Here is a 13,892-nt window from a genome sequence, read left to right on the forward strand (position 1 = left end):
TTTTGTGTAGCGCAAAGCTTAGTCAGGCATCAGAAGCGCTTGATCTCAGCCTCGCTTTCCAGCTGTTTGCGGTAGGCCGCAAAGTCTTGCTGGCCAATGCGCGAAGCGAGGAAGCGACGGTATTGAGCCTTCTCTTCTTCGGTCGGCGCAGCCGCTTCATTCACGCCGTTCAGACGCACAATCACCAGGCTACCATCGGCCAGGGTCACACTGCTGAAGGTCGGCTTGTCCTTGGCGGCGGGCTTCGGCATGCGGAACAGCGCCTGCAGCACGGTTGGGTCTACCCCTTCCTGGCCACGAGTAGCTGCCTGGGTCACTTTCCAGTTCTGGCCGTCGATCGCTTTGTCCAGCGGCGTTTTGCCATCGCGCAGGCTGACAATCAGCTCTTCAGCCTTGGTCTTGGCGGCGGCACTGGCGTGTTCCTTGGTCAATTGCGCACGAATACTTGCAGCAACGCTTTCCAGCGGCAGTTGCGCAGGCTTCAGGTGCTCTTTGGCGCGCAGCACGATCACGGTTTCCGGATCGAGCTCGATGGCGGTGCTGTTGGCACCCTCATCCAGCACTTCAGGGCTGAACGCAGCAGTAATCACGGCACGGTTGGCCGCAACACCTTCGCCACCTTCACGGCCGAACGGTTTGGACGTATGAACAGTGAGCTTCAGGTCCTGCGCCGGCTGAGCCAGATCGGAGGCTTCGAACGACGAGTCTTCCAGTTGCTTGGTCGCCTCGACGAAACGCTGCTCGACCTGCTGGGTTTTCAGTTCATGGGTCAGCTTGTCTTTCAGGCTGGCGAGCGTCGGCACTTCAGGCGCTTCGACACCCAACAGCTTGATCAGGTGGAAACCGAAGTCGGTGCGGACCGGCGCCGAGACCTGATCCTTGGCCAGCGCATACAGCGCTGTTTCGAAGGCTGGATCGTAGACGCCAGGACCGGCATAGCCGAGGTCACCGCCGTTGTTCGCCGAACCAGGATCCTGGGAGAACTCCTTGGCCAGAACTTCGAACTTCTCGCCTTTTGCCAGACGTGCCTGGATCTCTTCGATCTTGGCCTTGGCTTGCGCTTCGGTCACCTTGTCGTTCACTTCGATCAGAATGTGCGCGGCCCGGCGTTGTTCAGACAGGTTCGCGGTTTCTTTCTGATACGCAGCTTGCAGGTCTTCGTCCTTGACGCTGACCTGATCAAAGAAGGAAGCCTTCTTCAACTCCAGGTAATCAATGACCACCTGATCCGGCGTCATGAATTCCTTGGCGTGTTCGTCGTAGTAGGCTTTGACTTCATCGTCGGTCAGCTTCACAGCCGCCGGGTCAACCTTGACGTTCAGGGAAGCGAAGTCGCGGGTCTGTTTTTCCAGACGGGCGAATGCCAGAACCTGTGCATCGGTGACGAAACCACTACCTGCCAGACCAGCGCGCAACTGACCGATCAGCATTTCCTGAGCCAGCATCTGGCGGAATTGCATGCGGCTGTAACCGAGTTGGCGAATAACCTGGTCGAAACGCTCAGAGCTGAACTTGCCATCAACCTGGAATTCAGGCGTTTGCAGGATCACCTGGTCCAAAGCAGCTTCGGAAAATGCGAACTTCGATTTTTCTGCGCCTTGCAGCAGCAGCTTACGATCGATCAGGCCTTTGAGAGCCGATTCACGCAGCATTTTTTCGTCGAGCAAGGAAGCATCGAAATCCTTGCCCAGCTGTTGCATGAGCTGACGGCGTTGCATATCGACCGCCTGGCTCAGCTCGTTCTGGCTGATTTCTTCGCCATTGACCTTGGCCGCATCATTTTTGTGCGTCGTGGCCTTGAAGATGGCGTCGAAACCGGTCAAAGCCATCAGTGCAACGATGACCCCGATAATGGTCTTGGCAATCCAGCCTTGTGAATTGTCCCTGATATTCTGCAGCATGCGTCCCCCAGAAACGGTTGAACTTCAAAATTAGGCAACCGTGGAGCGTGGGTAGAATCCGGATAGAAGAAAGGCGCATCCGAGGATGCGCCTTCTCGTAACTGGCGGAGCGGACCGATGACTCGAACTTGCGAGCCTCGGCGTCTCGAATCGGCGACTCGCCGACTGGACTACCGCTCCGCTGCCAGGTCAGGCATGACCCCGACCCGGATAGGCAAAAACCTGAATCGAACTTAGTTGACAGCTTCTTTCAGTGCTTTACCGGCTTTGAAACCTGGTTTTTTGGCTGCTGCGATTTCCAGCGTCTTACCGGTCTGTGGGTTACGACCAATGCGAGCTGGACGATCAGTTACGGAGAAAGTACCGAAACCAACCAGAACAACAGAGTCACCAGCCTTGAGAGCGCCAGTGACGGATTCGATTACAGCGTCCAGCGCACGGCCAGCAGCAGCTTTCGGGATATCAGCGGATGCAGCGATAGCATCAATCAGTTCCGACTTGTTCACTCTAAGTCCCCTTATATCTATTTGAGTATGATTCTAAGTTTTTTGGTGAAAGCAAAAACGAGTGCTGAATGGCCTACAGACACTTAAGAGCCGCTTTATAACAAGGGCTCTAAAAAGCTGTCAACAAGCCACCCAGGCAAATGCGTACTAATGCGTGCTAATTCTTTCCTTAGAGTCAGACTCGCGTTTTTCATCCTTTGCGACTATCTCTGGAGCTACATCTGGCAAGGGCTCCGGCGCGTATTGCAGCGCAATTTGCAGGACCTCGTCAATCCATTTAACCGGTTTAATCTGCAGATCTTGCTTGATATTGTCAGGAATTTCCTTCAGATCGCGTACGTTCTCTTCAGGAATGATCACCGTCTTGATTCCGCCACGGTGAGCAGCGAGCAGTTTTTCTTTCAAACCACCAATCGCCAGCACCTGACCACGCAGCGTAATTTCGCCAGTCATGGCGACGTCCGCGCGCACAGGGATCCCGGTCAATGCCGACACCAAAGCCGTGCACATGCCCACACCGGCGCTAGGGCCGTCCTTCGGGGTCGCCCCTTCCGGCATGTGGATATGCGTGTCGCGCTTCTCGTGGAAGTCCAGGGGAATCCCCAGGCTCTTCGCGCGACTGCGAACAACAGTCAGGGCCGCTGTGATCGATTCGACCATGACGTCACCCAAGGAACCGGTCTTGATCAACTGGCCTTTACCCGGCACGACGGCGGCTTCGATAGTCAGCAATTCGCCACCCACCTGAGTCCACGCCAGCCCGGTGACCTGACCGATCTGATCCTGCGATTCGGCCAGACCATAGCGGAATTTGCGCACGCCCAGGAAGTGTTCCAGCATCTCGGCAGTGACCTTCACCGAGAAGCGCTTTTCCATTGCATGCTCTTTGACCGCCTTGCGGCAAACCTTGGCAATCTGGCGCTCCAGCCCACGTACACCGGCTTCGCGGGTGTAGTAGCGGATGATGTCGCGGATCGCTTCGGCGTCGAATTCCAGCTCGCCTTTTTTCAAACCGTTGGCAGTAATCTGCTTTGGCGAAAGGTATTTGACGGCGATGTTGATCTTTTCGTCTTCGGTGTAACCCGGCAGACGAATCACTTCCATCCGGTCCAGCAAGGCGGGTGGAATGTTCATGGAGTTCGAGGTGCAAAGGAACATCACATCGGACAGGTCGTAGTCGACTTCCAGATAGTGATCGTTGAAGTTGTGGTTCTGCTCAGGGTCGAGCACTTCCAGCAACGCCGACGCCGGATCGCCACGCATGTCGCTGCCCATTTTGTCGATTTCATCGAGCAGGAACAGCGGGTTGCGGACGCCCACTTTTGTCATCTTTTGAATCAATCTTCCTGGCATCGAACCGATATAAGTACGGCGATGACCACGAATTTCCGCTTCATCACGCACACCGCCGAGCGCCATGCGCACGAATTTGCGGTTGGTGGCGTGAGCAATTGACTCCGCCAGAGAGGTTTTACCCACTCCTGGAGGACCGACCAGGCACAACACCGGACCACGAATTTTCTTCACTCGCTTTTGCACGGCGAGGTATTCGAGGATCCGCTCTTTGACTTCTTCCAGACCATAGTGGTCTGCATCGAGTATGTCTTCAGCGCGCGCCAGATCCAGGCGAACTTTGCTCTGTGCCTTCCACGGCACCTGAACCAGCCAGTCAATATACGAGCGCACCACAGTCGCTTCCGCAGACATTGGCGACATTTGTTTTAACTTGTTCAGTTCACCCTGGGCTTTGGCCAAGGCGTCTTTCGGCAGACCGGCGGCATCGATGCGCTTTTTCAGCTCTTCAATTTCGTTGTGGCCTTCATCGCTGTCGCCGAGCTCTTTCTGAATGGCCTTCATCTGCTCATTCAGGTAGTACTCGCGCTGGCTGCGCTCCATTTGTTTTTTGACGCGACCACGAATGCGTTTTTCGACTTGCAGCAGGTCGATCTCGGCATCCAGCAACGCCAGAACGTGCTCGACCCGGGCAGACAAATCGATGATTTCGAGGATTTCCTGCTTCTGCTCGATCTTCAGGGCCATGTGTGCGGCCATGGTGTCGACCAGGCGGCCTGGTTCGTCGATGCTGTTGAGCGACGACAGGACTTCAGCCGGGACTTTCTTGCCCAGTTGCACATATTGTTCGAACTGAGCCAGCAGGCTGCGTACGAACACTTCCGACTCGCGCTCTGGCGCGTCGACTTCGTCGATCAATGAGACTTCGGCGCGGCAGTGGCCGTCCACTTCGCTGAAACGCTCAACGGCGCCCCGCTGCTCACCTTCGACCAAGACCTTGACCGTGCCGTCAGGCAGCTTGAGCAGCTGTAGAACGGTAGCAATGGTGCCTACGCGATAAAGTGCATCTTCACCGGGATCGTCGTCAGCAGGGTTTCTCTGAGCCAGCAGAAGGATCTGCTTGTCGCCCGTCATCGCGGCCTCGAGGGCTTCGATGGATTTCTCGCGCCCCACGAACAGCGGGATAACCATGTGCGGATAAACCACAACATCACGCAATGGCAGGAGAGGCAATTCGATGGTTGTCTTCATGATTTCGCCTCTACGGCGGCCATAAGGCCGTAAACAGATGGAAGTGAGCTTGAAACCAAGATGGGGGCTACCTTCAAAAAAAACAAGCTTAAAGAAGGTGTTAAAACGCGCAAAAAGCAAAGGGGCCCGAAGGCCCCTTCTTTATTCCAGCAGCGTGACGCTTAGGCGTCTGGCGCTGCCTTGGCAGCCGGCTCACTGTTTTCGTAGATATACAGTGGCTTGGACTTGCCTTCTATAACGCTTTCGTCGATCACTACTTTACTCACCTCGGACTGCGAGGGAATTTCATACATAGTGTCGAGCAATACACCTTCGAGAATCGAACGCAGTCCACGGGCACCGGTTTTGCGTTCCAGGGCACGTTTGGCGACCGATTTCAGAGCGTCGGCCCGGAATTCCAGGTCCACACCTTCCATCTCGAACAGCTTGGCATACTGTTTGGTCAGAGCATTTTTCGGCTCGGTGAGAATCTGCATCAACGCAGCCTCATCAAGCTCGTCCAGCGTGGCAAGTACCGGCAGACGACCGACGAACTCCGGGATCAGACCGAACTTGACCAGATCGTCAGGCTCGACTTCACGCAGGGACTCACCGACTTTCTTGCCTTCTTCCTTGCTGCGCACTTCCGCGTTGAAACCGATGCCGCCCTTGGTGGAACGGTTTTGAATAACCTTTTCCAGACCGGAGAACGCACCACCGCAGATGAACAGGATGTTACGGGTGTCAACCTGAAGGAATTCCTGCTGCGGATGCTTGCGACCACCTTGAGGTGGAACGGAAGCGACCGTGCCTTCGATCAACTTGAGCAGGGCCTGCTGCACGCCTTCACCGGAAACGTCCCGGGTGATCGACGGGTTGTCAGACTTGCGCGAGATCTTGTCGATCTCATCGATGTAGACAATGCCCATTTGGGCCTTTTCTACGTCGTAATCGCACTTCTGTAGCAGCTTCTGAATGATGTTTTCGACATCTTCACCCACGTAACCTGCCTCGGTGAGGGTGGTTGCGTCGGCGATGGTGAACGGAACGTTCAGCAAGCGGGCCAGTGTTTCGGCAAGCAGGGTTTTACCCGAGCCGGTCGGGCCGATCAGCAAAATGTTGCTCTTGCCGAGTTCGACATCGTCATTCTTTTTGTCACGCTGGTTCAGGCGCTTGTAGTGGTTGTACACCGCTACGGCCAGAACCTTTTTCGCACGCTCCTGACCAATCACGTACTGATCAAGGATGCCGCTGATTTCTTTAGGCGAAGGCAATTTATGCGCGCTGCTTTCGGCCTGGGCTTCCTGCACCTCCTCACGGATGATGTCATTGCACAGGTCGACGCACTCGTCGCAGATAAAGACCGAGGGGCCGGCAATCAATTTGCGCACTTCATGCTGGCTTTTGCCACAGAAGGAGCAATAGAGCAGCTTGCCGTTGTCCTCGCCGTTGCGGGTGTCAGTCATTCGTTCGATCCAAATCCGATAGGCTTGCAACACAAGATGAAGGCTATTGCGGGCTTTTTCAAGCCCGCTAGTGATCAGACGCGCCGACCAAGCCTATTTTGAGCTGCTTATTTTAAGCGGGGCGCTGGCTGATCACTTCATCGATCAACCCGTATTCACGCGCTGCTTCTGCACTCATGAAATTATCGCGGTTGGTATCGCGCTCGATTTCTTCAAGAGTGTGCCCGCTATGCTTGGCCATCAGCGTGTTGAGACGCTCACGAATGAAGAGGATTTCCTTGGCATGGATTTCGATATCCGAAGCCTGGCCCTGGAAACCGCCCAATGGCTGGTGAATCATCACACGCGAGTTCGGCAGGCAGAAACGCTTGCCAGCAGCACCGGCCGTCAGCAGGAACGCACCCATGCTGCACGCCTGACCGATACAGGTGGTCGACACGTTTGGCTTGATGAACTGCATGGTGTCATAGATCGACATGCCCGCCGTCACCGAACCGCCCGGGGAGTTGATATAGAGATGGATGTCCTTGTCCGGGTTTTCCGCTTCAAGGAACAGCAGTTGCGCACAGATCAGGTTGGCCATGTAGTCCTCTACCGGGCCAACCAGAAAGATCACTCGCTCCTTGAGAAGGCGCGAGTAGATGTCATAGGCGCGCTCGCCACGAGCAGACTGCTCGACAACCATCGGGACCAGGCCGCCTGCGGCCTGGATATCAGAGTTCTGCTGAATATACGAATTACGGAACATGCTCTGCAGTCACTCCCAAATAGTTATGTCTTGAATACGCATAAGCCAGCACGAAGGCTGGCTTATGGTGTGTACTTCTTACCGCAAAAACGATCAGTCGGCTTGTGGAGCTTCTACCGGCTTGACTGCTTCTTCGTAAGAGACCGATTTGTCGGTCACGCTAGCTTTCTGCAGAACAGTATCCACAACTTGCTCTTCCAGCACAACCGAACGGACTTCGTTCAGTTGCTGGTCGTTCTTGTAGTACCAGGACACAACCTGCTCAGGCTCTTGGTAAGCCGAAGCCATTTCCTGAATCATTTCACGAACGCGGGCTTCGTCAGGCTTGAGGTCGAATTGCTTGACCACTTCAGCCACGATCAGACCCAGCACAACGCGACGCTTGGCTTGCTCTTCGAACAGCTCGGCCGGCAGTTGCTCAGGCTTGATGTTGCCACCGAACTGCTGAACAGCCTGCACGCGCAGACGGTCAACTTCGTTGGACAGCAGAGCCTTAGGCACTTCGATCGGGTTGGTGGCCAGCAGACCGTCCATTACCTGATTCTTGACCTTGGATTTGATCGCCTGACGCAGTTCACGCTCCATGTTCTTGCGAACTTCGGTGCGGAAGCCTTCCAGACCAGTTTCCTTGATGCCGAATTGAGCGAAGAATTCTTCGGTCAGTTCTGGCAGTTTTGGCTCGGAAACAGTGTTCACGGTTACGGTGAACTCAGCGGTTTTGCCTGCCAGGTCGAGGTTCTGATAGTCCTCTGGGAAGGTCAGGTTCAGAACGCGCTCTTCGCCGGCTTTAGCGCCAACCAGACCGTCTTCAAAACCAGGGATCATGCGGCCGGAACCCAGAACCAGCTGAGTACCTTTGGCGGAACCGCCAGCGAACACTTCACCGTCGACCTTGCCAACGAAATCGATGTTCAGCTGGTCTTCGTTTTGAGCAGCACGATCGGCCACTTCGAAACGGGTGTTCTGCTTGCGCAGCACTTCCAGCATTTTGTCCAGATCGGCATCAGCCACGTCAGCGCTCAGGCGCTCAACCGCGATGCCTTCGAAACCGGCAACGGTGAACTCAGGGAACACTTCGAAAATCGCGACGTATTCCAGATCTTTGCCTGCTTCCAGCGATTTCGGCTCGATCGAAGGAGCGCCAGCCGGGTTCAGCTTCTGCTCAACGACAGCTTCGTAGAAAGAGGACTGGATCACGTCGCCGACCGCTTCCTGACGTGCATCAGCACCAAAACGGCGCTTGATTTCACTCATTGGCACTTTGCCTGGACGGAAGCCAGCAATCTTGGCCTTTTGGGCAGTCTGCTGCAGACGCTTGTTGACCTGAGTCTCGATGCGCTCAGCCGGCACGGTGATGCTCATGCGGCGCTCAAGAGCAGAAGTATTTTCAACAGAAACTTGCATGGATATTCCTCGTTGCACAGACGTTAGCCGGCCGTTTCCGACCCCAGAATCAAGGGCATGCATTCTAGTGGGTCAAACTCAAGAAGTCACCCTACTGAAAACGGGTAAAAAAGCAGCAGGCAATTTATAGGCGGGGACAAACGGTTGTGCCTCGCCCTGTTAGCAAATACAGCCAATCATGCCAAGACTCTGCACCAATCCTTCTATATATAGAAGGCATCGGCAATCCATCCCTGACAGTCGACCCCACAAGGGGACCAACGGACGAATCAGCATCATCGAGAAACATAAATCCGACGATCCGAGCCGCCCTCTCGACCCAGAACCTGCGGCCGCTTTGAAAATTCAGACTTCTAAAACAAAAACGGCGCAGCCCTTTTCAGGTGCTGCGCCGTTTTCTGCTATTAAATAGCTACTTGTAATGGTGCGGACGGAGAGACTCGAACTCTCACACCTTGCGGCGCTGGAACCTAAATCCAGTGTGTCTACCAATTCCACCACATCCGCATCAAGCTTTTAAAGCAAAGGCGCCAGACTGTTAATCTGGCGCCTTTCTAAATATGGGGTGGACGAAGGGGATCGAACCCTCGACAACGGGAGTCACAATCCCGTGCTCTACCAACTGAGCTACGCCCACCATATTGCCATGTTGCTACTTGTGCCAAAGCTGCCTAATGGCGCACCCGGCAGGACTCGAACCTGCGACCATCCGCTTAGAAGGCGGATGCTCTATCCAGCTGAGCTACGGGCGCCTTGTTAATCTGTATTCTTGGACGATTACAAACTAAGTGCTTTCAGTCTCACCGAATTAAACATCAACTCTGCTCGACCTTCTTAACCAGTGCTAGGCTGTGCCCGACAAGTGCGACGAATGTTATAGGTGACCCTGAAGGTCGTCAACTCTTTTTTAAAAAAAATTCATTTAATTAAAGGGGTTAGGGGAATTTGCAGACCAAGCGCCTTTGCCCTCACCTCATGACATGCGAGAATGCGTTCTCTTTTTTTCCCCTCTCGATGGTTAATCACGCGCAATGACTGCACAACTAATCGACGGCAAATCGATCGCCGCCAGCCTGCGCCAGCAGATCGCCAAACGCGTCAACGAGCGTCGCCAGCAAGGTCTGCGCACGCCCGGTCTCGCGGTGATCCTGGTCGGCAGCGATCCCGCCTCTCAGGTTTATGTCTCGCACAAGCGTAAAGACTGTGAAGAGGTCGGCTTCATTTCCCAAGCCTACGACCTGCCTTCCGAAACCACTCAAGAAGTGCTGACCGATCTGATCGATCGCCTGAACGACGACCCGGCGATTGATGGCGTTTTGCTTCAGCTTCCTTTACCTGAACACCTGGACGCCTCCAAATTGCTGGAACGCATTCGTCCAGACAAGGACGTCGACGGTTTCCACCCTTATAACGTCGGCCGTCTCGCACAGCGTATTCCGCTGCTGCGTCCGTGCACCCCTAAAGGCATCATGACGCTGCTGGAAAGCACCGGTGTCGATCTCTACGGGATGGACGCAGTGATTGTCGGGGCCTCCAACATTGTTGGCCGCCCGATGGCAATGGAATTGCTGCTGGCCGGCTGCACCGTGACTGTCACCCACCGCTTCACCAAGGATCTGGCAGGCCACGTCGGTCGTGCCGATCTGGTTGTCGTCGCTGCCGGCAAGCCGGGCCTCGTCAAAGGCGAGTGGATCAAGGAAGGCGCGATCGTGATCGACGTTGGCATCAACCGTCAGGAAGACGGCAAACTGGTCGGTGACGTGATCTACGACACCGCCCTGCCCCGCGCCGGCTGGATCACTCCGGTTCCGGGTGGCGTTGGCCCGATGACCCGCGCTTGCCTGCTGGAAAACACTCTGTACGCAGCCGAAACACTGCACAGCTGATTCCACGCCACGCCGAACAAACAAGAAACCCCGCCTCTGGTGGGGTTTCTTGTTTTCAGCCATGGAACAAGTAATACCCCTGAAGGACTGCCGGACAGAGCAACGGCGAAAACCTTAAATCGTCCTAGACTGATTATCGAAACATCCCATAAACCGTAGACGCGAATCGGGAAGTACGCGCGACGCTGAAAAGGCATCATTTATGAGCCCCCGCGGCCTGACTCAACATCGCTTTTTCGTGTTCACTGGAAAACTCGCTGGCCTGCTTTACAGCCTCTTCTGTTACCTGTGTTTTCTGCTCACCGCGCTTTACCTGACAGGTTTTCTCTCAGGCATCGGAGTGCCCAAAGACATTAACTCCGGCTCCAGCCTCGACTGGCCCGTGGCGATCCTCGTCGACACCTTGCTGATTACGCTGTTTGCCGTACAGCACAGCGGCATGGCGCGAAAGCGCTTCAAGCGCTGGTGGACCCGGTTCGTCCCGCCCCCCATCGAGCGCGCGACCTACGTATTGTCCACGTGCCTGCCGCTCGCGCTGCTGTTCTGGCTGTGGCAACCCATGGAAACGTCCATCTGGCGCGTAACGTCTGTATGGGGCCACGGATTACTCATGGCTTTATTCTGGCTGGGCCTGGGCCTGGTCGTGCTCGCGACGTTCCTGATCAGCCATTTCGAACTGTTCGGCATAAAGCAGGCACTCAACGCCTTTTACCCCGCCAGACCCGAGAACCCTGCCTTTAAAACCCCTTTACTCTACAAGCTGGTTCGCCACCCGATGTACTTGGGGTTTGTGATGGTGTTCTGGGCGACACCCGACATGACAGCCGGACATCTACTTTTTGCGCTACTCAACACTTTCTACATCCTGATTGGGGTGCATTTTGAAGAGAAAGATCTGGTGGATCTGTTTGGGGAGCAATACCGACGCTATCAGCAGAACGTCGCAATGCTGGTGCCTCTGACCAAACGTAAACCCGACCCACGGCGCAACGATCAAAAGTAAGTCAATCCGGCGCCTGCTCACCAAGGGGCAGGCATCAAAAACCGTAAATTTTTTTTCATATAATGCTCTCGCCATACAGGCGCCTAGCGCTTTCGTGGCTCATACTCCTAAAATGCGTCGTTTTTAAGAAACAGCCCGTAACAAAACGGCATATCCACCCTTATGAGTTCGCCAGCGTGAAAATCCGTCTTTCCATCCTGAGCCTATTTTTTGCATTTACAGGGACTTTCACCACACCAATGGTCAACGCTGCCGACACCACTTCGGCGCCGCGAGATACGTCAACACTGAAAATCGCTTCCGGTAGCGCATTGCTGATGGATCTGCAGACCAACAAAGTCATCTTTGCCAGCAATCCTGACGTGGTTGTGCCGATCGCTTCCGTCAGCAAACTGATGACCGGCCTGGTCGTGGTTGAAGCCAGGCAGAACATGGACGAATACATCAACATCAACATCAGCGACACCCCGGAAATGAAAGGTGTGTTTTCCCGGGTGAAACTCAACAGCGAAATGCCGCGCAAGGAAATGCTGCTGATTGCCCTGATGTCCTCTGAAAACCGCGCTGCCGCGAGCCTGGCCCATCATTATCCGGGTGGCTACGTCGCGTTCATTGCCGCAATGAATGCCAAAGCGAAAGCACTGGGCATGACCAGCACGCACTTCGTCGAACCCACCGGTCTCTCCCCTCGCAACGTGTCCACAGCCCGCGACCTGAGCAAACTGCTGATCGCTGCGCACAAATACCCATTGTTGACCGAGCTGAGCACCACCAAGGAAAAAACCGTCTCGTTCCGTAAACCCAACTACAGCCTGGGTTTTCGTAATACCGACCATTTGATCAACAAGCCGAACTGGGACATCAGGCTGACGAAAACCGGCTTCACCAACGAGGCAGGTCACTGCCTGGTGCTGGTCACCAGCATGGGCAATCGCCCCGTTGCGCTGGTCATCCTCGATGCCTTTGGCAAGTACACACACTTTGCCGATGCCACTCGCATCCGCAGCTGGGTTGAAACCGGCAGGGGCGCGGACGTGCCGTCTGTAGCCTTGCAGTACAAATCCGACAAGAATCTCAAGCATCGTCAAAGCGGCGTGGTTGAAGCGTCGAAATAATTAACTACAGATAACTACAGATAAAAGAAAGCCCCGACTATTCGGGGCTTTTTTTCGTCCAGCGTCAGTCATTGGGCAGCGGCATCTGGTCGTCATCTGGAATACCGTCCCCGGCACTCGGATCTCTCGTGCCGTGGGGATGTTCCGTTGGCACTACCATCGGACGCGCCAAGGGATCCCTTAACGGATCGTTCGGATCCATCACGGGGTCAATACCCTCTTCCGGCGTGGTTGGAACGCTGTCCGGACGTTTGTCGTTGAAACTCGAATCGGTAGACATACGCACCTCACTCAGGCTTAGGGTTTCAGATCGGCGAGTGGATCATAAGGCTTCGCGGGAGCCTTGGGATTGTCGCCCGGCTTCACATCCCTGGGCGCCTTGGCAGGTCCGATGGGGTCGACCTGAGGATCGGCGAGGTCCGGCGAATCGGGATCGAAGCCCAACTCATCACCCGAAGAATGCTCAGACGAGTGCGGGCCGACGGGGGTAGTGGAATGAGCCATGGACGCCTCCTTTGAGTCTGGCCCGGAGAAATCCGGGCCCTACTTTGTTAGAGGTCGGCAACGTGCAAGGGTGCCCGACAGATGACGAACGGACTTATTGCGCGTTCAGCGCTTTCTTCGCTCTGGCGGCCGCCTGTTCTTGACCTGCCTGGGCAAGGTCGCTCGCTGCCTTGAGCCATCGCTGCTGATCGACATTGGCCGGCAGTTGATTCGGTTTCTGAATCAGCACGGCCCAGCCACCGGCATCCTTGAGCGCCGATTCAAACGAACCGAAGCCCATCAACTCCCGTCGATTCATGCCCGAGCGCAGCAGCACTGTCTGCTTCTGACGGTTGTACCCGGCAAGAATGGCGTAACGCGGTTCAGCCCAGAACGCCGAGCCTTCGGTGAAACGCACCATTACCGGGTAACCGGCCGCAACCTGGGTCAACAGTGCAGGCAAATTGCTGTCGAGGGGATAGACGACCATGCCGTACTCACGAGCGAGGTTCTGCATGTTCTGCTGCAACTGGGCTTCTGCGCCCGGCAAATGCAACGGTTTTTCGAGCAAACCTGGCGTAATCACAATGCCTTGCTGGGACAACATGCTGGCCAGCACTTGCGGCCCACTCTGATTCGCCACGCCACGGTAGAACGTACCACTGAGCTCGACTCGTTCCGGCAGGCGCTTGATTTCAGGTGCCACACTCCCCGCGCAGCCAGCCAGACCAGCAACGCAGCCAACGACCAGCACTAAAGATCGAATTCGAGAAAATACCCGCACCATCATCACTCACTTGATTTAGACGCCAGGCATTCACGCTCCCGGCTTGGCCGTCGATCATAGGACGCCGCGC

Annotated in this window: 11 protein-coding genes, 3 tRNA genes and 1 pseudogene; 3 read left to right on the plus strand and 12 right to left on the minus strand. The window is 55.4% G+C overall.

Annotation, left to right across the window (positions count from 1 at the left end; translation table 11 throughout):
- Nucleotides 1-29: 29 nt before the first annotated feature.
- The 9 genes from EAH74_RS18160 to EAH74_RS18200 all read right to left on the minus strand — a co-directional run bounded on the left by EAH74_RS18160 (nucleotide 30) and on the right by EAH74_RS18200 (nucleotide 9,300).
- On the minus strand, nucleotides 30-1,901 hold the full coding sequence (locus EAH74_RS18160) for a SurA N-terminal domain-containing protein (protein ID WP_140680188.1): 1,872 nt from the start codon (nucleotides 1,899-1,901) through the stop codon (nucleotides 30-32).
- A 233-nt stretch (nucleotides 1,902-2,134) separates the two neighbouring features.
- A complete protein-coding gene (locus EAH74_RS18165; RefSeq protein WP_002552737.1) occupies nucleotides 2,135-2,407 on the minus strand; it encodes an HU family DNA-binding protein in 273 nt (90 codons plus the stop codon).
- A gap of 147 nt (nucleotides 2,408-2,554) precedes the next feature.
- Nucleotides 2,555-4,951, minus strand: a complete 2,397-nt coding sequence (gene lon / locus EAH74_RS18170) for an endopeptidase La (protein WP_027926069.1) — start codon at nucleotides 4,949-4,951, stop codon at nucleotides 2,555-2,557.
- Between the two features lie 161 nt (nucleotides 4,952-5,112).
- Nucleotides 5,113-6,396 (minus strand): ATP-dependent Clp protease ATP-binding subunit ClpX, encoded by a 1,284-nt coding sequence (gene clpX, locus EAH74_RS18175; protein WP_007946893.1) that lies wholly within the window; start codon nucleotides 6,394-6,396, stop codon nucleotides 5,113-5,115.
- 112 nt (nucleotides 6,397-6,508) lie between these two features.
- A complete protein-coding gene (gene clpP / locus EAH74_RS18180) occupies nucleotides 6,509-7,144 on the minus strand; it encodes an ATP-dependent Clp endopeptidase proteolytic subunit ClpP (RefSeq protein ID WP_008148423.1) in 636 nt (211 codons plus the stop codon).
- Between the two features lie 93 nt (nucleotides 7,145-7,237).
- A complete protein-coding gene (gene tig / locus EAH74_RS18185; RefSeq protein WP_046047576.1) occupies nucleotides 7,238-8,548 on the minus strand; it encodes a trigger factor in 1,311 nt (436 codons plus the stop codon).
- A 422-nt stretch (nucleotides 8,549-8,970) separates the two neighbouring features.
- A tRNA-Leu gene (locus EAH74_RS18190) sits at nucleotides 8,971-9,055 on the minus strand.
- Nucleotides 9,056-9,109: 54 nt separating this feature from the next.
- Nucleotides 9,110-9,185, minus strand: a tRNA-His gene (locus EAH74_RS18195).
- 38 nt (nucleotides 9,186-9,223) lie between these two features.
- Nucleotides 9,224-9,300, minus strand: a tRNA-Arg gene (locus tag EAH74_RS18200).
- Between the two features lie 279 nt (nucleotides 9,301-9,579).
- Here EAH74_RS18200 and folD point away from each other — a divergent pair.
- The 3 genes from folD to pbpG all read left to right on the plus strand — a co-directional run bounded on the left by folD (nucleotide 9,580) and on the right by pbpG (nucleotide 12,552).
- Nucleotides 9,580-10,434: a bifunctional methylenetetrahydrofolate dehydrogenase/methenyltetrahydrofolate cyclohydrolase FolD gene (folD, locus tag EAH74_RS18205; protein ID WP_140680189.1), complete on the plus strand. Its 855-nt coding sequence runs from the start codon at nucleotides 9,580-9,582 to the stop codon at nucleotides 10,432-10,434.
- Between the two features lie 202 nt (nucleotides 10,435-10,636).
- The gene (gene mddA / locus EAH74_RS18210) at nucleotides 10,637-11,437 is read left to right on the plus strand and encodes a methanethiol S-methyltransferase (protein WP_140680190.1); all 801 of its coding nucleotides are present in this window, start codon (nucleotides 10,637-10,639) and stop codon (nucleotides 11,435-11,437) included.
- Nucleotides 11,438-11,613: 176 nt separating this feature from the next.
- The gene (pbpG, locus tag EAH74_RS18215) at nucleotides 11,614-12,552 is read left to right on the plus strand and encodes a D-alanyl-D-alanine endopeptidase (RefSeq protein WP_140680191.1); all 939 of its coding nucleotides are present in this window, start codon (nucleotides 11,614-11,616) and stop codon (nucleotides 12,550-12,552) included.
- Between the two features lie 64 nt (nucleotides 12,553-12,616).
- Here the strand turns inward: pbpG and EAH74_RS18220 are convergent, their stop codons facing one another.
- The 3 genes and pseudogenes from EAH74_RS18220 to EAH74_RS18230 all read right to left on the minus strand — a co-directional run bounded on the left by EAH74_RS18220 (nucleotide 12,617) and on the right by EAH74_RS18230 (nucleotide 13,880).
- Complete coding sequence (locus EAH74_RS18220; RefSeq protein WP_140680193.1) at nucleotides 12,617-12,832, minus strand: hypothetical protein; 216 nt, start codon at nucleotides 12,830-12,832, stop codon at nucleotides 12,617-12,619.
- 17 nt (nucleotides 12,833-12,849) lie between these two features.
- Nucleotides 12,850-13,056, minus strand: coding sequence for a DUF6021 family protein (locus EAH74_RS18225; RefSeq protein ID WP_027925384.1), 207 nt, complete (start codon nucleotides 13,054-13,056; stop codon nucleotides 12,850-12,852).
- Between the two features lie 94 nt (nucleotides 13,057-13,150).
- A pseudogene (locus EAH74_RS18230) lies at nucleotides 13,151-13,880 on the minus strand (peptidase C39 family protein).
- Between the last annotated feature and the right edge of the window lie 12 nt (nucleotides 13,881-13,892).

The organism is Pseudomonas mandelii, from assembly GCF_006438925.1.
Classification (GTDB): Bacteria; Pseudomonadota; Gammaproteobacteria; order Pseudomonadales; family Pseudomonadaceae; genus Aquipseudomonas; species Aquipseudomonas mandelii_C.

Excerpts from the sequence above, each read along its gene's own strand:
- EAH74_RS18160 (WP_140680188.1), bottom strand. The coding sequence starts at position 1,901 with ATGCTGCAGAATATCAGGGACAATTCACAAGGCTGGATTGCCAAGACC.
- lon (WP_027926069.1), bottom strand. The coding sequence starts at position 4,951 with ATGAAGACAACCATCGAATTGCCTCTCCTGCCATTGCGTGATGTTGTG.
- clpX (WP_007946893.1), bottom strand. The coding sequence starts at position 6,396 with ATGACTGACACCCGCAACGGCGAGGACAACGGCAAGCTGCTCTATTGC.
- clpP (WP_008148423.1), bottom strand. The coding sequence starts at position 7,144 with ATGTTCCGTAATTCGTATATTCAGCAGAACTCTGATATCCAGGCCGCA.
- tig (WP_046047576.1), bottom strand. The coding sequence starts at position 8,548 with ATGCAAGTTTCTGTTGAAAATACTTCTGCTCTTGAGCGCCGCATGAGC.
- folD (WP_140680189.1), top strand. The coding sequence starts at position 9,580 with ATGACTGCACAACTAATCGACGGCAAATCGATCGCCGCCAGCCTGCGC.
- mddA (WP_140680190.1), top strand. The coding sequence starts at position 10,637 with ATGAGCCCCCGCGGCCTGACTCAACATCGCTTTTTCGTGTTCACTGGA.
- EAH74_RS18220 (WP_140680193.1), bottom strand. The coding sequence starts at position 12,832 with ATGTCTACCGATTCGAGTTTCAACGACAAACGTCCGGACAGCGTTCCA.
- EAH74_RS18225 (WP_027925384.1), bottom strand. The coding sequence starts at position 13,056 with ATGGCTCATTCCACTACCCCCGTCGGCCCGCACTCGTCTGAGCATTCT.